At 63.3% G+C, this 20,054-nt stretch carries 17 protein-coding genes; 16 read left to right on the top strand and 1 reads right to left on the bottom strand.

Translation table 11 applies throughout. The annotated features are described in order from the left end of the window. Window positions 1-130 precede the first annotated feature (130 nt). The 16 genes from rplJ (at window position 131) to I8N54_RS15940 (ending at window position 19,389) form a co-directional block, all read left to right on the top strand. Entirely contained in the window at window positions 131-649 is a 519-nt protein-coding gene (gene rplJ / locus I8N54_RS16015) for a 50S ribosomal protein L10 (protein ID WP_140196265.1), read from the top strand. A 74-nt stretch (window positions 650-723) separates the two neighbouring features. Beyond that, window positions 724-1,101: a 50S ribosomal protein L7/L12 gene (gene rplL, locus I8N54_RS16010; protein WP_140196263.1), complete on the top strand. Its 378-nt coding sequence runs from the start codon at window positions 724-726 to the stop codon at window positions 1,099-1,101. Window positions 1,102-1,356: 255 nt separating this feature from the next. Next, the gene (gene rpoB / locus I8N54_RS16005) at window positions 1,357-5,517 is read left to right on the top strand and encodes a DNA-directed RNA polymerase subunit beta (protein WP_140196261.1); all 4,161 of its coding nucleotides are present in this window, start codon (window positions 1,357-1,359) and stop codon (window positions 5,515-5,517) included. 87 nt (window positions 5,518-5,604) lie between these two features. Further along, complete coding sequence (gene rpoC / locus I8N54_RS16000; RefSeq protein WP_140196259.1) at window positions 5,605-9,852, top strand: DNA-directed RNA polymerase subunit beta'; 4,248 nt, start codon at window positions 5,605-5,607, stop codon at window positions 9,850-9,852. Window positions 9,853-10,009: 157 nt separating this feature from the next. Next, window positions 10,010-10,282, top strand: coding sequence for an acylphosphatase (locus tag I8N54_RS15995; protein ID WP_332872144.1), 273 nt, complete (start codon window positions 10,010-10,012; stop codon window positions 10,280-10,282). A 56-nt stretch (window positions 10,283-10,338) separates the two neighbouring features. Next, window positions 10,339-10,734 (top strand): GFA family protein, encoded by a 396-nt coding sequence (locus I8N54_RS15990; RefSeq protein ID WP_140196255.1) that lies wholly within the window; start codon window positions 10,339-10,341, stop codon window positions 10,732-10,734. 51 nt (window positions 10,735-10,785) lie between these two features. Continuing rightward, window positions 10,786-11,694 carry a DMT family transporter gene (locus tag I8N54_RS15985; protein ID WP_140196253.1) on the top strand — a complete coding sequence of 303 codons (909 nt, stop codon included), beginning with the start codon at window positions 10,786-10,788 and terminating at the stop codon, window positions 11,692-11,694. Between the two features lie 59 nt (window positions 11,695-11,753). After that, a complete protein-coding gene (locus I8N54_RS15980) occupies window positions 11,754-12,593 on the top strand; it encodes a glycosyltransferase (protein WP_140196251.1) in 840 nt (279 codons plus the stop codon). Between the two features lie 247 nt (window positions 12,594-12,840). After that, entirely contained in the window at window positions 12,841-13,212 is a 372-nt protein-coding gene (gene rpsL / locus I8N54_RS15975) for a 30S ribosomal protein S12 (RefSeq protein ID WP_005980675.1), read from the top strand. 12 nt (window positions 13,213-13,224) lie between these two features. Next, window positions 13,225-13,695 carry a 30S ribosomal protein S7 gene (gene rpsG, locus I8N54_RS15970; protein WP_140196249.1) on the top strand — a complete coding sequence of 157 codons (471 nt, stop codon included), beginning with the start codon at window positions 13,225-13,227 and terminating at the stop codon, window positions 13,693-13,695. Between the two features lie 53 nt (window positions 13,696-13,748). Further along, window positions 13,749-15,890 carry an elongation factor G gene (gene fusA / locus I8N54_RS15965; RefSeq protein WP_140196247.1) on the top strand — a complete coding sequence of 714 codons (2,142 nt, stop codon included), beginning with the start codon at window positions 13,749-13,751 and terminating at the stop codon, window positions 15,888-15,890. A gap of 87 nt (window positions 15,891-15,977) precedes the next feature. Then, window positions 15,978-17,153: an elongation factor Tu gene (gene tuf, locus I8N54_RS15960; protein WP_140196245.1), complete on the top strand. Its 1,176-nt coding sequence runs from the start codon at window positions 15,978-15,980 to the stop codon at window positions 17,151-17,153. A gap of 129 nt (window positions 17,154-17,282) precedes the next feature. Further along, on the top strand, window positions 17,283-17,591 hold the full coding sequence (gene rpsJ / locus I8N54_RS15955; RefSeq protein ID WP_140196902.1) for a 30S ribosomal protein S10: 309 nt from the start codon (window positions 17,283-17,285) through the stop codon (window positions 17,589-17,591). A 15-nt stretch (window positions 17,592-17,606) separates the two neighbouring features. Then, a complete protein-coding gene (gene rplC, locus I8N54_RS15950; protein ID WP_140196243.1) occupies window positions 17,607-18,479 on the top strand; it encodes a 50S ribosomal protein L3 in 873 nt (290 codons plus the stop codon). Further along, window positions 18,476-19,096 (top strand): 50S ribosomal protein L4, encoded by a 621-nt coding sequence (gene rplD / locus I8N54_RS15945; RefSeq protein ID WP_140196241.1) that lies wholly within the window; start codon window positions 18,476-18,478, stop codon window positions 19,094-19,096. Before rplC ends, rplD begins: the two co-directional genes overlap by 4 nt. Continuing rightward, complete coding sequence (locus I8N54_RS15940; protein WP_140196239.1) at window positions 19,093-19,389, top strand: 50S ribosomal protein L23; 297 nt, start codon at window positions 19,093-19,095, stop codon at window positions 19,387-19,389. Before rplD ends, I8N54_RS15940 begins: the two co-directional genes overlap by 4 nt. 77 nt (window positions 19,390-19,466) lie before the next feature. On the opposite strand, the gene I8N54_RS15935 is transcribed toward I8N54_RS15940, so the two are convergent. Continuing rightward, window positions 19,467-19,910 carry a YtoQ family protein gene (locus I8N54_RS15935; RefSeq protein ID WP_140196237.1) on the bottom strand — a complete coding sequence of 148 codons (444 nt, stop codon included), beginning with the start codon at window positions 19,908-19,910 and terminating at the stop codon, window positions 19,467-19,469. Window positions 19,911-20,054 lie beyond the last annotated feature (144 nt).

Below are 20,054 nucleotides of genomic sequence, written 5' to 3'. Positions count from 1 at the left end.
ACCAGATTTCTTCGGTTACCGCCATGGTGCCGGGGCGAAATTGGACGGACCCGTAAGGACCCGACTGCCGGGGCCTCGCGTCCCGGCTGAAATGAGCCGGAGGGTCACCCCTCCAAACTTGGAGTGAACTGTGGATAGAGCCCAGAAAGAAAAGCTGGTCGACGAGCTCGGCCAAATCTTCGAAAGCTCTGGCGTCGTGGTGGTTGCCCACTACGAAGGTCTCACGGTTGCCGAAATGCAGGACCTCCGGGCGCGCATGCGCGATGCCGGCGGCTCCGTTCGCGTTGCCAAGAACAAGCTCGCCAAGATCGCCCTGGAAGGTAAACCCTGCGAGTCCATCGCCGATTACCTGACGGGCATGACCGTGCTCTCCTATTCGGAAGACCCCGTGGCAGCTGCCAAGGTGGTCGTGAAGTACGCCAAGGAAAATGAAAAGCTTCAGATCCTTGGCGGCTCGATGGGTGAGACCGCTCTTGATTCCGCCGGTGTGACCGCGGTTTCCGAAATGCCGTCCCGCGAGGAGCTTATCGCTTCCATCGTCGGCTGCATCGGAGCCCCCGCGAGCAACATCGCCGGTGCGATCGGCGCGCCTGCAAGCAACATCGCGAGCATCCTCTCGACCATCGAAGAGAAGGCCGAGGCGGCATAAGGCATACCCGACAGACCGTCGTGGGGTTGAACCCGCACGCGTTGGAACACACATAATCGAACGGAAAGCACGAAATGGCTGATCTGAAAAAACTCGCCGAAGAGATCGTTGGTCTGACCCTTCTCGAGGCACAGGAACTGAAAACCATCCTCAAGGACGAATACGGCATCGAGCCCGCCGCTGGTGGCGCTGTCATGATGGCCGGCCCGGCTGGCGGCGACGCTGGCGCTGCCGAAGAGGAAAAGACCGAGTTTGACGTCGTTCTGAAGAACGCCGGCGCTCAGAAGATCAACGTGATCAAGGAAGTTCGCGGCATCACCGGTCTTGGCCTGAAAGAAGCCAAGGACCTGGTCGAAGCCGGCGGCAAGATCAAAGAAGGCGTGGACAAGGCCGAAGCCGAAGACATCAAGTCGAAGCTGGAAGCCGCTGGCGCCGAGGTCGAGCTGGCCTAAGGCCTGCCGATACGGCGACGAACCCCACTGTCGCCGACGAAATCATGGGCTGGGAGCGGAGAAATCCGGTCCCGGCCTAACCTGTCTCAGGGAAGGCTTTCGAGAAAGCCTTCCCTCGGGCAGGTCACCCGGGTCGGGCGGTTGCCGGTGGGATGGCAGCCAGTATGGACCCCGTGACATCCCCTCTCGTAAGAGGCGCCTCGCCGTGGCCCACCGGTGACGTGCTTCGCAGAGACAGACAAGGTGACGCTCCACATGGCTCAATCCTACCTCGGCCAGAAACGCTTGCGCAAATACTACGGCAAAATCCGGGAAGTCCTGGAAATGCCGAACCTCATCGAGGTTCAGAAATCCTCCTACGACCTGTTCCTCAAATCCGGTGACGCGGAAGAGCCGCTCGACGGCGAAGGCATCAAGGGTGTCTTCCAGTCGGTGTTCCCGATCAAGGACTTCAACGAGACCGCCGTTCTCGAATTCGTCCGCTACGAACTCGAGCGTCCGAAGTACGACGTCGACGAGTGCCAGCAGCGCGACATGACCTACAGCGCGCCGCTCAAGGTGACGCTGCGCCTGATCGTGTTCGATGTCGACGAAGATACCGGCGCGAAGTCCGTGAAGGACATCAAGGAACAGGACGTCTTCATGGGCGACATGCCCCTGATGACCCCGAACGGGACGTTCATCGTGAACGGCACCGAGCGCGTGATCGTCTCCCAGATGCACCGGTCGCCGGGCGTCTTCTTCGACCACGACAAAGGCAAGACGCACTCCTCCGGCAAGCTGCTGTTCGCCTGCCGTATCATTCCGTACCGCGGTTCCTGGCTGGACTTCGAGTTCGACGCCAAGGATCTCGTCTACGCGCGCATCGACCGCCGCCGGAAACTGCCGGTGACGACGCTGCTCTATGCCCTCGGCATGGATCAGGAAGGCATCATGAATGCCTACTACCGGACCGTCGATTACACCTTCGAGAAGAACAAGGGCTGGGTCACCAAGTTCTTCCCCGAGCGCGTGCGCGGCACCCGGCCGTCGCATGACCTCGTCGATGCCGCCACCGGTGAAGTCATCGCGAAGGCCGGCGACAAGGTCACCCCGCGCCAGGTGAAGAAGCTGCTGGACGAGGGGTCCGTCACCGACCTGCTGGTCCCGCACTCGCACATCGCGGGCAAATACGTCGCCAACGACATCATCAACGAGGAAACCGGTGCGATCTACGTCGAAGCCGGTGACGAGTTGACGATCGAGCGCGACAAGGAAGGCGAGATCATCGGCGGCACCGTGAAGGAGCTGCTGGATGCCGGCGTGACGAGCATTCCCGTGCTCGACATCGATAACATCTCCGTCGGTCCGTACATGCGGAACACGATGGCGCAGGACAAGAACATGAACCGCGACACCGCGCTCATGGACATCTACCGCGTCATGCGTCCGGGTGAGCCGCCGACCGTCGAAGCCGCTTCCACCCTGTTCGACAGCCTGTTCTTCGACTCCGAGCGCTACGACCTCTCTGCGGTCGGTCGCGTGAAGATGAACATGCGCCTCGCGCTCGACGCCGAGGACACGCAGCGCACGCTCCGCAAGGAAGACATCGTCTCCTGCATCAAGGCGCTGGTCGAACTGCGCGACGGCAAAGGCGAAGTGGACGACATCGACCACCTCGGCAACCGCCGCGTCCGCTCTGTCGGCGAGCTGATGGAGAACCAGTACCGCGTTGGCCTGCTCCGCATGGAGCGCGCCATCAAGGAGCGCATGTCCTCCGTCGAGATCGACACGGTCATGCCGCAGGACCTCATCAACGCCAAGCCGGCCGCGGCTGCGGTGCGTGAATTCTTCGGCTCCTCGCAGCTGTCGCAGTTCATGGACCAGACGAACCCGCTGTCGGAAGTCTCCCACAAGCGTCGCCTTTCGGCGCTTGGCCCGGGTGGCCTGACGCGTGAGCGTGCCGGCTTCGAGGTGCGTGACGTCCACATCACCCACTACGGCCGGATGTGCCCGATCGAGACGCCGGAAGGCCCGAACATCGGTCTCATCAACAACCTCGCGACCTTCGCGCGGGTGAACAAGTACGGCTTCATCGAGACTCCGTATCGCCGTGTGCAGGACGCTCAGGTCACCGACGAAGTCCAGTACATGTCCGCGACCGAAGAGATGCGGCACGTGGTGGCGCAGGCCAACGCGACGCTGGACGATGAGGGCAACTTCCTCAACGAGCTGGTCTCGACCCGCCGTGCCGGTGAATACACGCTGACGCCCCGCGAAAGCGTGGACCTCATCGACGTGTCGCCGAAGCAGCTGGTCTCCGTGGCCGCATCGCTGATCCCGTTCCTCGAGAACGACGACGCGAACCGCGCGCTCATGGGCTCGAACATGCAGAAGCAGGCCGTGCCTCTCCTGCAGGCCGAAGCTCCGCTGGTCGGTACCGGGATCGAGGGCGTCGTCGCCCGTGACTCCGGCGCGGCCATCATGGCGAAGCGCGGCGGCATCATCGACCAGGTCGACGCGATGCGGATCGTTGTCCGTGCCACCGAGGATCTCGAGCTCGGCGACGCCGGTGTCGACATCTACCGGATGCGCAAGTTCCAGCGGTCGAACCAGAACACCTGCATCAACCAGCGCCCGCTGGTGAAGGTGGGTGACACGGTTCAGAAGGGTGAGGTCATCGCCGACGGTCCGTCCACGGATATGGGCGAACTGTCCCTCGGCAAGAACGTGGTCGTCGCCTTCATGCCGTGGAACGGCTACAACTACGAGGACTCGATCCTCATCTCCGAGCGGATCGTGAAGGACGACGTCTTCACCTCGATCCACATCGAAGAGTTCGAAGTGGCCGCCCGCGATACCAAGCTGGGTCCGGAAGAGATCACCCGCGACATCCCGAACGTCGGCGAGGAAGCCCTGCGCAACCTCGACGAGGCCGGCATCGTCTACATCGGTGCAGAAGTGGGTCCGGGCGACATCCTGGTCGGCAAGATCACTCCGAAGGGCGAAAGCCCGATGACGCCGGAAGAGAAGCTCCTCCGCGCCATCTTCGGGGAAAAGGCGTCCGACGTGCGTGACACGTCCCTGCGCCTGCCGCCGGGCGACTTCGGCACGATCGTCGAGGTCCGCGTCTTCAACCGCCACGGTGTCGAAAAGGACGAACGTGCGCTGCAGATCGAGCGTGAAGAGGTCGAGCGCCTGTCCCGTGACCGGGACGACGAGCTCGCCATTCTCGACCGCAACATCTACGCGCGTCTCCGCTCCATGCTCGAGGGCAAAGAAGTGGCCAAGGGTCCGAAAGGCATCAAGGCCGGGACGACCATCGACGCCGAAATCCTCGACGGGATGCCCCGCAGTCACTGGTGGCAGCTGGCGCTGAAGGAAGAGGGCGACGCGAGCCACGTCGAAGCGCTCAACGACCAGTACGAGGCGCAGAAGCGCCAGCTGGACGCGCGGTTCGAGGACAAGGTCGAGAAGGTCCGCCGCGGCGACGATCTGCCTCCGGGCGTCATGAAGATGGTCAAGGTCTTCGTGGCCGTGAAGCGCAAGCTTCAGCCGGGCGACAAGATGGCCGGCCGTCACGGCAACAAGGGCGTCATCTCTCGCGTGGTCCCGTCCGAGGACATGCCGTTCCTTCAGGACGGCACGCCGGTCGACTTCGTTCTGAACCCGCTCGGCGTGCCGTCGCGGATGAACGTCGGCCAGATCCTCGAGACGCACATGGGCTGGGCCTCGCGTGGCCTCGGCATCCAGATCGACGATGCGATTCAGGAGTACCGCCGGTCCGGCGATCTGACGCCGGTGCGTGAAGCGATGAAGCTGGCCTACGGCGACGACGTCTACGAAGAGGGCATCGAGAGCATGTCGGAAGATATGCTGGTCGAGGCCGCCGGTAACGTGACCCGGGGTGTCCCGATCGCGACGCCGGTCTTCGACGGCGCCAAGGAGAACGACGTGGACGACGCGCTGCGGCGCGCCGGCTTCGACGAGAGCGCGCAGTCGATCCTGTTCGACGGTCGCACGGGCGAACAATTCAGCCGGAAGGTCACCGTCGGGGTGAAGTACCTGCTGAAGCTGCACCACCTCGTCGACGACAAGATCCACGCCCGTTCGACCGGTCCGTACTCGCTCGTCACCCAGCAGCCGCTTGGTGGTAAGGCGCAGTTCGGCGGCCAGCGCTTCGGCGAGATGGAGGTCTGGGCTCTCGAGGCGTACGGCGCAGCCTACACGCTTCAGGAGATGCTCACCGTGAAGTCGGATGACGTCGCGGGCCGGACCAAGGTCTACGAAAGCATCGTCAAGGGCGAGGACAACTTCGAGGCCGGCGTGCCGGAATCGTTCAACGTTCTCGTCAAGGAGGTTCGGGGTCTCGGCCTCAATATGGAACTCCTGGATGCGGAGATCGGGGAAGAAGAAGAGGAGGAGGATGCCGAGTGATCGGTCTCCCGGCGCGGGGTGCGCCTCGAGCGCGCACCCTACGCCCCTCTCTTCCCTCCCTTCGCAAATGCCTAGAAAGGTGACCTGATGAACCAGGAACTGACCAACAACCCGTTCAACCCGCTTACGCCGGCCAAGACGTTCGACGAGATCAAGGTCTCGCTCGCGTCGCCGGAGCGGATCCTCAGCTGGTCCTTCGGCGAGATCAAGAAGCCCGAGACGATCAACTATCGTACGTTCAAGCCCGAGCGTGACGGTCTCTTCTGCGCGCGTATCTTCGGCCCGATCAAGGACTACGAGTGCCTGTGCGGCAAGTACAAGCGCATGAAGTACCGCGGCGTCGTCTGCGAGAAGTGCGGCGTAGAAGTCACCCTCCAGAAAGTGCGTCGCGAGCGTATGGGCCACATCGAACTGGCCGCCCCCGTCGCGCACATCTGGTTCCTGAAGTCGCTTCCGTCCCGGATCGGCCTCATGCTCGACATGACGCTCCGCGACCTCGAGCGTATTCTCTACTTCGAGAACTACGTCGTCATCGAGCCGGGCCTGACCGACCTCAACTACGGTCAGCTGATGACCGAGGAAGAGTTCAACGACGCTCAGGACGCCTACGGCGCGGACGCCTTCCAGGCGAACATCGGTGCCGAGGCCATCCGTGAGATGCTCAGCATGATCGACCTCGAGGGCGAGGCCGAGAAACTGCGCGAGGAGCTCAAGGAAGCCACTGGCGAACTGAAGCCGAAGAAGATCATCAAGCGGCTGAAGATCGTCGAGAACTTCATCGAATCCGGCAACCGCCCGGAGTGGATGATCATGACCGTCGTTCCGGTCATTCCGCCGGAACTGCGTCCGCTTGTTCCGCTGGACGGCGGCCGCTTCGCGACTTCCGACCTCAACGACCTGTATCGCCGGGTGATCAACCGGAACAACCGCCTCAAGCGGCTCATCGAGCTGCGCGCGCCGGACATCATCGTCCGGAACGAGAAGCGGATGCTTCAGGAATCCGTCGACGCCCTGTTCGACAACGGCCGCCGCGGCCGCGTCATCACCGGTGCCAACAAGCGCCCGCTGAAGTCGCTGTCCGACATGCTGAAAGGCAAGCAGGGTCGCTTCCGTCAGAACCTTCTCGGCAAGCGCGTCGACTTCTCCGGCCGGTCTGTCATCGTGACCGGTCCCGAGCTGAAGCTGCACCAGTGCGGCCTGCCGAAGAAAATGGCGCTAGAGCTGTTCAAGCCGTTCATCTACTCGCGGCTCGAAGCGAAGGGCCTGTCCTCGACCGTCAAGCAGGCGAAGAAGCTGGTCGAGAAAGAGCGTCCCGAAGTCTGGGACATCCTCGACGAGGTCATCCGTGAGCATCCGGTTCTGCTGAACCGTGCGCCCACGCTGCACCGTCTCGGTATCCAGGCGTTCGAACCGACGCTCATCGAAGGCAAGGCGATCCAGCTGCACCCGCTCGTCTGTTCGGCGTTCAACGCTGACTTCGACGGTGACCAGATGGCCGTTCACGTGCCGCTCTCGCTGGAAGCCCAGCTGGAAGCGCGCGTTCTGATGATGTCCACGAACAACGTTCTGTCGCCCGCCAACGGCGCGCCGATCATCGTGCCGTCGCAGGACATGATCCTCGGTCTCTACTACGTCACTATCATGCGGGACGGCATGAAGGGCGAGGGCATGAAGTTCGGCTCCGTCGAAGAGGTCGAGCACGCGCTCACCGCCGGCGAAGTGCACATGCACGCCAAGATCGAGTGCCGGGTCAAGCAGATCGACGACGAGGGCCAGGAAGTCTTCAAGCGTTACGAGACGACGCCCGGCCGGGTCCGCCTCGGCGCGCTGCTGCCTCTGAATGCCAAGGCTCCGTTCGACCTGATCAACGGTCTGCTCCGGAAGAAAGACGTCCAGCGCGTCATCGACACCGTCTACCGCTATTGCGGTCAGAAGGAGTCGGTCATCTTCTGCGACCAGATCATGACCATGGGCTTCCGCGAGGCGTTCAAGGCCGGCATCTCGTTCGGCAAGGCCGACATGGTCGTGCCCGACAACAAGTGGACGCTGGTCGACGAGACGCGTGAGCAGGTCAAGGACTTCGAACAGCAGTACATGGACGGCCTGATCACCCAGGGTGAGAAGTACAACAAGGTCGTCGATGCCTGGTCGAAGTGTAACGACCGCGTCACCGAAGCGATGATGTCCACGATTTCCGCGAAGAAATCCGACGACACCGGCGCCGAGGAAGAGCCGAACAGCGTCTACATGATGGCCCACTCCGGTGCCCGGGGCTCGGTCACTCAGATGAAGCAGCTCGGCGGTATGCGGGGCCTGATGGCCAAGCCGTCCGGCGAGATCATCGAGACGCCGATCATCTCGAACTTCAAGGAAGGCCTGACCGTGCTGGAGTACTTCAACTCCACCCACGGCGCGCGGAAGGGTCTGTCGGACACCGCTCTGAAGACGGCGAACTCGGGCTACCTGACCCGTCGTCTGGTTGACGTGGCGCAGGACTGCATCGTGCGTCAGGCCGACTGTGGCACCGACCTCGCCATCACCGCCGAGCCGGCGATCAGCGATGGTGAAGTCGTCGCCTCGATCGGCGAGCGTATCCTTGGCCGTGTCGCTGCGGAGGACGTCATCATCCCCGGCACCGACGAGGTTCTGGTGAAGCACGGCGAACTGATCGACGAGCGCAAGGCCGACCTGATCGAGACCAACGCGCTTCAGACGGTCCGTATCCGGTCCCCGCTGACCTGCGAGGCCGAGGACGGCGTCTGCGCCATGTGCTACGGTCGCGACCTGGCCCGCGGTACGATGGTCAACATCGGCGAGGCTGTCGGCATCATCGCCGCGCAGTCCATCGGTGAACCCGGCACGCAGCTGACGATGCGGACGTTCCACATCGGCGGCGTTGCGCAGGGTGGCCAGCAGTCCTTCCTCGAGACGTCGCAAGACGGCAAGGTGGAGTTCCGCAACGCCCAGATCCTCGAGAACGAGCGCGGCGAACAGATCGTCGTCGGCCGGAACATGGTGCTTGGCATCATGGACCCGGACACGGGCGCCGAACGTGCCAGCCACAAGATCGGCTACGGTACCAAGGTCTTCGTCAAGGACGGCGAGGAGATCACTCGCGGCACCAAGATGTTCGAATGGGACCCCTATACCCTGCCGATCATCGCCGAGAAGTCGGGTACGGCCCGTTACGTCGACCTCGTCAACGGCATCGCCGTGCGGGAAGAGACGGACGATGCGACCGGTATGACGCAGAAGATCGTGTCGGACTGGCGGTCGGTGCCGAAAGGCAACGAGCTGAAGCCGGAAATTCTCATCCTCGGTGAGGATGGCGAAGCGGTGCGCAACGAACTCGGCAACCCGGTGACCTACCAGATGTCCGTGGACGCCATTCTTTCGGTCGATGACGGCCAGACGGTTATGGCGGGTGACGTTATCGCGCGGATCCCGCGTGAAGGCGCCAAGACCAAGGACATCACCGGTGGTCTGCCGCGCGTCGCGGAACTGTTCGAAGCCCGTCGTCCGAAGGACCACGCCATCATCGCAGAGATCGACGGCTACGTTCGCTTCGGCAAGGACTACAAGAACAAGCGCCGCATCGCGATCGAACCGGCCGACGACTCCCTCGACAAGGTCGAGTACATGGTGCCCAAGGGTAAGCACATTCCGGTCCAGGAAGGTGATTACGTCCAGAAGGGCGACTACATCATGGACGGCAACCCCGCCCCGCACGACATCCTCGCGATCATGGGTGTCGAGGCGCTCGCCAACTACATGGTTGACGAGGTTCAGGACGTGTACCGGCTGCAAGGCGTTAAGATTAACGACAAGCACATCGAGGTCATCGTTCGCCAGATGCTGAAGAAGTACGAGATCTCGGACTCCGGGGACACGACGCTTCTGAAGGGCGAGCATGTCGAGAAGCCGGAACTGGACGAGGCCAACGAGAAGGCCGCGCTCCGCAACGGTCGTCCCGCACAGGGTCAGCCGGTCCTGCTCGGCATCACGAAGGCGTCGCTGCAGACCCGGTCCTTCATGTCCGCCGCCTCCTTCCAGGAGACGACGCGCGTGCTGACCGAGGCATCCGTCATGGGCAAGCGCGACCGGCTCATCGGTCTCAAGGAGAACATCCTTGTGGGCCGCCTGATCCCGGCCGGCACCGGTGGCGCGACCACCCGCATCCGCAAGGTTGCGATGGATCGCGACAAGAAGGTGCTGGATGCCAAGCGGCACGAGGCCGAACAGGCCGCTGCCCTTGCAGCGCCCGAAGCCGACGATGTGATCGGCGGGGACGACTTCGACACGCTGGTCGTGGATACGCCGGAAAGCCGCGAATAAAGCGGACTTCTGCCGGTTGAGAGATCGAGGGGCGCGGGAGGCAACTTCCGCGCCCTTCTCATGTCCTGCGACACCCTTCGAGCCGATGATCTGCTGTATCCGAAACCTTGCAGGCATCACGAAAGTTGTCCTTCGGGAGGAAGCTGACATGAATGCAATGGACGTAAGAGTAACCGGGCGCGTGCAGGGGGTATCCTACCGCGCCTGGACCAAATCCGAGGCGGAGAAGGCCGGTCTGTCCGGCTGGGTTCGCAATCATGGCGACGGCAGCGTTGTCGCCCACTTCGAAGGCAGCGCAGCCGCGCTCGCCGAGATGAAGCGCCACCTCTACAGCGGCCCCGCCGCCAGCCAGGTGGAGCACGTTATCGCCGTCGACACGGAGCCGCAGAACATCTCGGGGTTCGAGATCCGCGAGACGCTCGGCGCCTGACGGAAACTGGCAGCAGGGCAGGGGTATCGTCAGGCATATCAGCCGAGGATCACCCCATGCCCTACACCACCTACCACGCAAGCTGCCATTGCGGCGACGTCCGCTTCGAAGCGGATGTCGACCTCTCTGCCGGCACCACCAAGTGCAACTGCACCTACTGTTTCAAGAACCGCTACTGGAGCCTGAGCGTTTTTCCGGACCGCTTTAGGGAAATCGCGTCTCCGAACGTCGCGAAGTCCGGGTCCCTCACGCCGGGCCGATGCGCCAGATGCGGCGTCCTGACCTTCGCGAGGGTCACAGCGACTGACTGGAATCCGGTGGATCATGTGGCGATCAGCGTCGCTGCATTCGACGACATCGACCCCACGGACCTTGCCAGTGCTCCCGTCACGCATTGCGACGGGCTGCACGACAATTGGTGGGCTGCTCCGGCAGAGGTGCGCCACCTCTGACTCGCTGAATGGATCTGGCGGCGGGCACGGGGCACTGATACCGGCTCGCCCATGACACTGTCGGACAACATGCGCGGTGCGCTTCTGATGGTCGCCGCGATGACCTGCTTCACGCTCAACGATGCGTGTCTCAAGTCTTTGTCCGACGGGATGTCGGCGATGCAGGCGATCTTCATGCGCGGGATCGTCACCTCGACCCTGCTTGCCATCGCGGCATGGAAGCTCGGCGCGTTCAGTGTGCCGGTGAGCCGCCACGACAAGGGCCTGATCGTCCTACGTTGCGTCGCCGAGGCCGGCGCAGCGTGGTTCTTCCTGACAGCGCTGTTCCACATGCCGCTCGGCGATCTGACGGCGATCCTGCAGGCACTGCCGCTCGCCGTGACGCTCGGAAGTGCGCTGGTCTTCAAGGAGCCGGTCGGCTGGCGCCGGATGAGCGCGATCCTCGCCGGCTTCCTTGGCGTTCTGCTGATCGTCCGCCCCGGCAGCGACGTCTTCAGCATCTACTCGGTCTACGGCGTGGCGACCGTGCTCTGCGCCACGGTGCGCGATCTCGCGACGCGCAGACTCTCGAAGGAGGTCCACACGATGAACGTGACCTTCTGGACCGCGCTGATCGTCACGCTGTTCGCTCTTGTCGTCGGCTTCGGGCAGGAATGGGTTCGACCGAGTGCCGGCCAGCTCGGCCTCATCGGGTTGGCGGCGTTGCTGGTGCTGGCGGCTTACCTGACGATCATCATGGCCGTAAGGGTGGGCGAAATCGCCTTCGTCGCGCCGTTCCGCTACACCGGACTGGTTGTCGCGATCATCGCCGGGCTGGTGATCTTCGGCGACTTCCCCGACGCTCTCACGTGGATCGGCAGCGCGATCGTCGTCGGCTCCGGCCTGTTCGCCTTCTGGCGCGAGCGGCGGCTGGCAATTCCACGCCGTGGCATTCCTCGCCCCAACGTGCCTCCGCGCTGATCCGCTTGAGCGGCGCACCGCGCTGCCATAGGGTCCCGCGAACGAGGCAGGGAGAAAAGATGTCGGCTATCCAGGTCCTTGGGCTTTGCAGGTTTTCCTACCCCTCGGCCCCGGGCGGTTTCGAAGATCACGCGATGGACATGGATGCCGTCCGTGCGAAGCTCTACGAGCCGTCGCGCCTGGAGCTTCGCTTCCTCTGGTTCGAGCATGTCGCGCTGCCGAGCATGCGTCGCCAGACCGATCCCGACTTCACTCTGGTGGTTCTCGCCGGGGATCACTTGCCGGCACCGTACCGCGCCCGGCTGGAGGCGCTGCTGGCCGATGTGCCGCAGGCGAAGCTCGAGATCATGCCGGAGGGAGAGCAGCACCGCTTCGCCTGCCGCCGTGCGATGCTGGCGCACCGGAACCCGGACGCCAAGGCCGTCGCGGAGTTCAGGCTCGACGACGACGATGCTGTCGCGGAGATCTTTGTCGAGCGCGCAAGGCTGGTCTTCCGTCACGTCCGGCAGCTCTTCGACATGCGCCCGCGAGTGACGGTCGATTTCTGCCGCGGCGTCGTGCTGCGCGCGACGGGGGATGGGGTGGTCCTGCGCCCGGTGATCGCACAGCACTGGACGCCGGCGCTCATCACCTATCGGGCGCCAGACGACCAGATGAGCCTGCTCGACGCCCTTCATACAAGGCTGTGGAAGGGCATGCCTCAGTTGACGATGCCGTTCCCACCGATGTACGTGCGTGGAAGCCACGAGGTCAACGAGAGCGAGATCGACCGTCGCTGGGACCGGATCGAAACCTGGAAGGCCGAACCGGACGACCTCAGGACGTTGCTCGCTGAATCGTTCGGCATCGATCTGCCGGGGATGGAGACGGCGCTCGACACACTCTTGCGGAAGCGTTGACAACCCCCCCGATTCCCCCTAAAGAGCGGCCACTCGGGACCGGGGTTATGCCCTGACGCTCCTGAAATCAGAGTTGAAGTGGTCACGATCCGGGCCTGTGCCCCGATCCTCTGGATACCCACCGCACCGATCCTGAATGGGGTCGTCTGCGGGTGTTTGCGCTTTGCGGACGCGCGAAGCGTGTAGTCGAAATCCGCGGCCCCTCGGGTCCGCAACACATGTGTCAGGAATCGGGGAAGAACGCCCAATGCCAACGATCCAACAGCTGATCCGCAAGCCGCGGCAGCCGAAAGTCAAACGCTCCAAGTCCATGCACCTGGAACAGTGCCCGCAGAAGCGCGGCGTCTGTACCCGGGTCTACACCACCACGCCGAAGAAGCCGAACTCGGCTATGCGTAAGGTGGCCAAGGTGCGTCTCACCAACGGCTACGAGGTCATCAGCTACATTCCGGGCGAGAGCCACAACCTTCAGGAGCACTCCGTTGTCCTGATCCGTGGCGGCCGTGTGAAAGACCTTCCCGGTGTCCGTTACCACATCCTTCGCGGCGTCCTCGACACCCAGGGTGTCAAGGACCGTAAACAGCGCCGCTCCAAGTACGGCGCGAAGCGTCCGAAGTAAGAGGAATTACAGATGTCCCGTCGTCACGCTGCAGAGAAGCGCGAAGTTCTCCCCGACGCCAAGTTCGGCGATCGTGTGCTCACCAAGTTCATGAACAACCTCATGATCGACGGCAAGAAGTCGGTCGCAGAGAAGATCGTCTACAACGCGTTCGATCGCGTTGAGGGTCGTCTCAAGAAGGCTCCGGTCGAAGTGTTCCACGAAGCGCTCGACAACGTGAAGCCCTCCGTCGAGGTTCGCTCCCGCCGGGTCGGCGGCGCCACCTACCAGGTGCCGGTCGAAGTCCGCCCCGAGCGTCGTGAAGCGCTCGCGATCCGCTGGCTCATCGCCGCCGCGAAGTCGCGCAACGAGAACACGATGGAAGAGCGCCTCGCAGGCGAGCTGGTCGATGCGGTCCAGGGCCGCGGCACCGCCGTCAAGAAGCGTGAAGACACCCACAAGATGGCCGACGCCAACCGCGCGTTCAGCCACTACCGCTGGTAACTCGGTCGGCAGCTCCGCTTCGACCCAAGCTCAGGCTTTAAGGACCCTTTCCAATGGCCCGCGAATACACCCTCGACCGCTACCGTAACTTCGGGATCATGGCGCACATCGACGCCGGCAAGACCACGACCACGGAGCGGATCCTTTACTACACCGGCAAGTCCCACAAGATCGGCGAAGTCCACGACGGCGCCGCCACGATGGACTGGATGGAGCAGGAGCAGGAACGCGGGATTACCATTACCTCCGCTGCGACGACCACTTTCTGGTTCCGCACCGAGGACGGCAAGAATCCGACCGGCATCTACGGTGACACGCCGGACGAAGCCCGCTTCCGGTTCAACATCATCGACACCCCCGGCCACGTTGACTTCACCATCGAAGTCGAGCGTTCGCTCGCCGTGCTCGACGGTGCCGTCTGCGTGCTCGACGCCAACGCCGGTGTCGAGCCCCAGACCGAAACCGTCTGGCGCCAGGCCGACCGCTACAAGGTTCCGCGGATCGTCTACGTCAACAAGATGGACAAGATCGGCGCGGACTTCGACAACTGCGTCAAGATGATCAAGGACCGCACCGGTGCCATCCCGGCCCCGATCCAGTTCCCGATCGGCGCGGAAGACCAGCTCGAAGGCATCGTCGACCTCGTCACGATGAAGGAGTGGGTCTGGAAAGGCGAAGACCTCGGCGCGTCCTGGGTCATCACCGAGATCCGTGACGAGCTGAAGGAAAAGGCCGAGTCCATGCGCGCCGAACTCGTCGAGCTTGCCGTCGAGCAGGACGATGACGCGATGGAAGCCTACCTCGAAGGCAACGAGCCCGACCTGCCGACCCTTCGGTCCCTGATCCGCAAGGGCACGCTGTCGCTCTCCTTCGTTCCGGTCCTCGCGGGCTCCGCGTTCAAGAACAAGGGCGTGCAGCCCATGCTCAACGCGGTCATCGACTACCTGCCGGGTCCCCTCGACGTTCCGCCCTACATGGGCTTCTCCCCGGACGACGAGACGGAAACCCGCAACATCGAGCGTCGCCCCGGTGACGAGCAGCCCTTCGCCGGCCTCGCGTTCAAGATCATGAACGACCCGTTCGTCGGCTCGCTGACCTTCACCCGCATTTACTCGGGCCTGCTCGAGAAGGGCAGCTCGGTCATGAACTCGACCAAGGGCAAGAAAGAGCGCATCGGTCGTATGATGATGATGCACTCGAACTCCCGGGAAGAGATCGACTGGGCGGGTTCGGGCGACATCATCGCCATCGCCGGCCTCAAGGACACGACCACCGGTGACACGCTCTGCGACTCCAACAAGCAGGTCGTGCTCGAGACGATGACCTACCCGGAGCCGGTGATCGAAATCGCCGTCGAGCCGAAGACCAAGGCCGACCAGGAGAAGATGTCCGCCGGCCTTCAGCGGCTCGCCGCCGAGGACCCGTCCTTCAAGGTCGAGACCGACTTCGAGAGCGGCCAGACCATCCTGAAGGGCATGGGCGAACTTCACCTCGACATCATGGTCGACCGCCTCAAGCGGGAGTTCAAGGTCGAGGCGAACATCGGTGCGCCGCAGGTGGCCTATCGCGAGACCATCGGTCACGAGATCGAGCACACCTACACCCACAAGAAACAGTCGGGTGGTTCGGGCCAGTTCGCCGAGGTCAAGCTCATCATCTCGCCGACAGAGCCGGGCGAAGGCTACTCCTTCGAGTCCCGCATCGTTGGTGGTGCCGTGCCGAAGGAATACATCCCCGGCGTCGAGAAGGGCATCAAGTCGGTCATGGACTCCGGTCCGCTTGCCGGTTTCCCGGTCATCGACTTCAAGGTCGCCCTCGTGGACGGCAAGTTCCACGACGTGGACTCGAGCGTCCTGGCGTTCGAAATCGCGTCGCGGATGGCCATGCGCGAAGGTCTCCGCAAGGCCGGCGCCAAGCTGCTCGAGCCGATCATGCGGGTCGAGGTCGTGACGCCCGAGGAATACACCGGTGGCATCATCGGCGACCTCACCTCGCGGCGCGGTATGGTTCAGGGTCAGGACACCCGCGGCAACGCGATCGTCATCGACTCCTTCGTGCCGCTGGCCAACATGTTCGGCTACATCAACACGCTGCGCTCGATGTCCTCGGGTCGTGCCGTGTTCACCATGCTCTTCGATCACTACGAGCCGGTGCCGCAGAACATCTCCGACGAGATCCAGTCCAAGTACGCATGACCTTCGGTGCGCCCTCGCGGCGCACCCTACACCCACCCGTAGGGTGCGCCCCCGCAGCGCACCGAACGACAGACAAAGGAGCCTCCAATGGCCAAGGAAAAGTTTGAACGCAGCAAGCCGCACTGCAACATCGGCACGATCGGTCACGTTGACCACGGCAAGACGACGCTGACGGCGGCGATCACGAAGTTTTTCGGCGAGTTCCGTGCGTATGACCAGATTGACGGCGCGCCCGAAGAGAAGGCCCGCGGGATCACGATCTCGACGGCGCACGTCGAGTACGAGACGGAGAACCGTCACTACGCGCACGTCGACTGCCCCGGCCACGCCGACTACGTGAAGAACATGATCACCGGTGCCGCGCAGATGGACGGCGCGATCCTCGTGGTGAACGCGGCCGACGGCCCGATGCCGCAGACGCGCGAGCACATCCTGCTCGGCCGTCAGGTCGGTATCCCGGCGATGGTGGTGTTCCTCAACAAGGTCGACCAGGTCGACGACGAGGAGCTGCTGGAGCTGGTCGAGATGGAAGTTCGCGAACTTCTGTCCGAGTACGAGTTCCCGGGCGACGACATTCCGATCGTGGCGGGCTCCGCGCTTGCCGCTCTGGAAGGCCGTGACGAAGCGATCGGCGAGAACAAGATCCGCGAGCTGATGGCGGCCGTGGACGAGTACATCCCGCAGCCCGAGCGCGCTGTCGACCAGCCGTTCCTGATGCCGATCGAGGACGTCTTCTCGATCTCCGGTCGTGGTACGGTCGTGACCGGCCGCGTCGAGCGTGGCGTCGTGAACGTTGGCGACGAACTCGAGATCGTCGGCATCAAGGACACCAAGAAGACGACCTGCACGGGCGTCGAGATGTTCCGCAAGCTGCTCGATCGCGGGGAAGCCGGCGACAACATCGGCGCGCTGCTGCGTGGTATCGACCGCGAAGCGGTTGAGCGTGGCCAGGTTCTCTGCAAGCCGGGTTCGGTGAAGCCGCACACGAAGTTCGAAGCGGAAGCCTACATCCTGACGAAGGACGAAGGTGGCCGTCACACGCCGTTCTTCACGAACTACCGCCCGCAGTTCTACTTCCGCACGACGGACGTGACCGGGACTGTGTCGCTGGCGGAAGGTACGGAGATGGTGATGCCGGGCGACAACGTGTCGTTCTCGGTCGAGCTGATCGCGCCGATCGCGATGGAAGAGCGCCTGCGCTTCGCCATCCGTGAAGGTGGCCGCACCGTCGGCTCCGGCGTCGTCTCCAAGATCGTCGAATAAGAGCGGGGCAACCCGTAGGGTGCGCGCTCGACGCGCACCCAAACCCCAAAAAAGACCCTTACGTGGGCCGCCAATACCGTCGGTCCACCTCTTTGGGAAAACGCCGCGAAAGGCTGAGAGACAATGGCAATCCAGAGCCAGAATATCCGGATCCGGCTGAAGGCCTTCGATTACCGCGTGCTGGACGCCAGCACGCAGGAGATCGTCCAGACCGCGAAGCGCACCGGCGCTTCCGTCCGGGGCCCGATTCCGCTTCCGAACAAGATCGAGAAGTTCACGGTTCTCCGTGGCCCGCACGTCGACAAGAAATCCCGCGACCAGTTCGAGATCCGCACGCACAAGCGTCTTCTCGACATCGTGGACCCGACGCCCCAGACCGTGGACGCGCTGATGAAGCTCGACCTCGCCGCTGGCGTCGACGTCGAAATCAAGGTGTAAGGAGGGCTACCGAACATGTTGCGCTCTGGAATCATCGCCAAGAAGGTCGGGATGACCCGTATCTTCCAGGAAGACGGCAAGCAGGTCCCCGTGACCGTCCTTCAGCTCGACAAGCTGCAGGTCGTCGCTCAGCGGACCGCGGACCGTGACGGCTATACCGCCGTTCAGCTCGGCTGTGGCACTGCCAAGGCCAAGCGGACCTCCGCGCCGATGCGTGGCGTCTTCTCGAAGGCCAATGTCGAACCGAAACGGAAGATCGCGGAATTCCGCGTCGCGCCGGAAAACCTCATCGAAGTGGGTGAGGAAATCACCGCTGACCACTACTTCGCGGGTCAGTTTGTCGACGTGTCCGGCACGTCGATCGGTAAAGGTTTCGCCGGTGCCATGAAGCGGCACAACTTCGGCGGCCTGCGCGCCACCCACGGTGTGTCGATCTCCCACCGGTCGCACGGCTCCACGGGGCAGTGTCAGGATCCGGGCAAGGTCTTCAAAGGCAAGAAAATGGCCGGTCATATGGGTGCTGCCCGTATCACCACCCAGAACCTGCAGATCGTCCAGACCGATGCCGAGCGCGGCATCATCATGGTCAAGGGCGCTGTGCCGGGCTCCAAGGGTGGCTGGGTCACCATCAAGGATGCGGTGAAGAAGCCGATCCCCGATGGCGTCATCTACCCCGCCGCGCTGAAGTCCGCTGCCGAGGAAGCGAAAAAGGCTGCTGAAGAAGCCGCCGCCGCCGCCGAGGAAGAAGCCCGCCTGGCCGAAGAGGCCCGTCTCGCCGAGGAAGCCGCCGCGCAGGAAGCTGCGCTGCAGGAAGCCGAGGCCGACATCGAAGCGGACAAGGACGCCGAAGCGAACGCTGACAGCGAGAAGAAGGAAGGCGAGGAATGAAACTCGACGTGATCAAACTGGACGGCGGGAAGGCCGGATCGGTCGATCTGGACGAGGGCCTCTTCGGGCTCGAGCCCCGCGCCGACATCCTTCACCGTGTGGTCCGCTGGCAGCGCAACAACGCGCAGCAGGGCACCCACAAGGTCAAGACCCGGAGCGAGACCTCCTACTCGACCAAGAAGATCTATCGCCAGAAGGGCACCGGTGGCGCACGCCACGGCGACCGCAACGCGCCGATCTTCCGCAAGGGTGGTATCTACAAGGGTCCGACTCCGCGCAGCCACGGCCATGACCTGACCAAGAAGTTCCGCAAGCTGGGCCTGCGCCACGCGCTGTCCGCCAAGCTGAAAGCGGGCGAACTGGTCGTCATCGAGTCGGCGGAACTGTCCGAAGCCAAGACCTCGGCCCTGGCCAAGCAGGTGAAGAACCTCGGCTGGAAGCGCGCGCTGATCATTGACGGCGCCGAGCTGAACGAGAACTTCGCCACCGCGGCCCGCAACCTGCAAACCGTTGACGTGCTCCCCTCCGTGGGCGCCAACGTCTACGACATCCTCAAGAGTGACACGCTCGTGATCACGAAGGCGGGTGTCGAAGCCCTGGAGGCCCGACTAAAATGACCGTGAAGCCCGAGCATTACGACGTCATCGTCAAGCCGGTCATCACCGAGAAATCCACCATGACCTCCGAGGCCAATGGTGTGGTGTTCGAAGTGGCGATCGACAGCTCCAAGCCCCAGATCAAGGAGGCCGTCGAAAGCCTCTTCGGTGTGAAGGTGAAGGCCGTGAACACGACCATCACCAAGGGCAAGCAGAAGCGTTTCCGCGGCCAGCTTGGCCGTCGGAAGGACGTCAAGAAAGCCTACGTGACCCTCGAAGAGGGCAACACGATCGACGTTTCCACCGGCCTCTGAGCCACGGACCCGTCGACTGAAAAGGGCCCCCGGTTCGCGCCGGGGGCCCTTTCGCTTATTGATGCATCCGGCTTGTCCTAGAGCGTCATGGTCGTGACGTAGCGAAGCGCACGCGCGACCTCCTGCGGGCTCCGCGCCACGGCATTTGCGGCGGCGTCGACTTCCTTGAGCGCATGGTCATGTTCCGGGGGCTGAAGCACGATGATCGCCTTGCCCCTCGCCGCGGCATAGCCAGCGTCGAACGCGGCGTTCCACTGCTTGTACTTCTCACCGAAGCACACGACCAGCACGTCGCACCGGTCCAGCGCCGTACGGGTCCGCACAGCGTTCAGCAGCGCGCCCTTGCGGTCGTGCCAGAACTTGTCCTCTTCCGCGCCGAAGATCTCGACACCGCAATCATCCGAAGCGGCATGATCGGTCACCGGTCCCATCCAGTCGATCTCGAGCCCGTCGCAGGCTGCGATGACTTCATCGCGCCATGCGCTGTGGATTTCACCGGCGAGATAGACGTTGAGCTTCATTTCTTCACCTTGTCCGCTGTGACATCGATCCGGTTCTTGCGCGGGGAGAGCGGGCGTGCAACCGCTTAAGGCGTTCCGGTGCCGTGGGCCCGTGAACTGGCCCGGGTCGGGCGGTTCATGGGCTATCAGGCTTGACGCCGGGAC

Origin of the sequence: Pelagovum pacificum, assembly GCF_016134045.1 — a bacterium.
GTDB classification, from domain to species: domain Bacteria; phylum Pseudomonadota; class Alphaproteobacteria; order Rhodobacterales; family Rhodobacteraceae; genus Oceanicola; species Oceanicola pacificus_A.
Note: the sequence above shows the minus strand (reverse complement) of the source record. Positions and strands in the feature narration are given on the sequence as shown.

Coding starts and splice junctions, on each gene's coding strand:
- I8N54_RS15940 (WP_140196239.1), top strand. CDS start 19,093: ATGACCGTGAAGCCCGAGCATTACGACGTCATCGTCAAGCCGGTCATC.
- I8N54_RS15990 (WP_140196255.1), top strand. CDS start 10,339: ATGCCCTACACCACCTACCACGCAAGCTGCCATTGCGGCGACGTCCGC.
- I8N54_RS15985 (WP_140196253.1), top strand. CDS start 10,786: ATGACACTGTCGGACAACATGCGCGGTGCGCTTCTGATGGTCGCCGCG.
- I8N54_RS15995 (WP_332872144.1), top strand. CDS start 10,010: ATGGACGTAAGAGTAACCGGGCGCGTGCAGGGGGTATCCTACCGCGCC.
- I8N54_RS15935 (WP_140196237.1), bottom strand. CDS start 19,910: ATGAAGCTCAACGTCTATCTCGCCGGTGAAATCCACAGCGCATGGCGC.
- rpsL (WP_005980675.1), top strand. CDS start 12,841: ATGCCAACGATCCAACAGCTGATCCGCAAGCCGCGGCAGCCGAAAGTC.
- I8N54_RS15980 (WP_140196251.1), top strand. CDS start 11,754: ATGTCGGCTATCCAGGTCCTTGGGCTTTGCAGGTTTTCCTACCCCTCG.
- rplL (WP_140196263.1), top strand. CDS start 724: ATGGCTGATCTGAAAAAACTCGCCGAAGAGATCGTTGGTCTGACCCTT.
- rplC (WP_140196243.1), top strand. CDS start 17,607: ATGTTGCGCTCTGGAATCATCGCCAAGAAGGTCGGGATGACCCGTATC.
- rpoC (WP_140196259.1), top strand. CDS start 5,605: ATGAACCAGGAACTGACCAACAACCCGTTCAACCCGCTTACGCCGGCC.
- rpoB (WP_140196261.1), top strand. CDS start 1,357: ATGGCTCAATCCTACCTCGGCCAGAAACGCTTGCGCAAATACTACGGC.
- rpsG (WP_140196249.1), top strand. CDS start 13,225: ATGTCCCGTCGTCACGCTGCAGAGAAGCGCGAAGTTCTCCCCGACGCC.
- rplD (WP_140196241.1), top strand. CDS start 18,476: ATGAAACTCGACGTGATCAAACTGGACGGCGGGAAGGCCGGATCGGTC.
- tuf (WP_140196245.1), top strand. CDS start 15,978: ATGGCCAAGGAAAAGTTTGAACGCAGCAAGCCGCACTGCAACATCGGC.
- fusA (WP_140196247.1), top strand. CDS start 13,749: ATGGCCCGCGAATACACCCTCGACCGCTACCGTAACTTCGGGATCATG.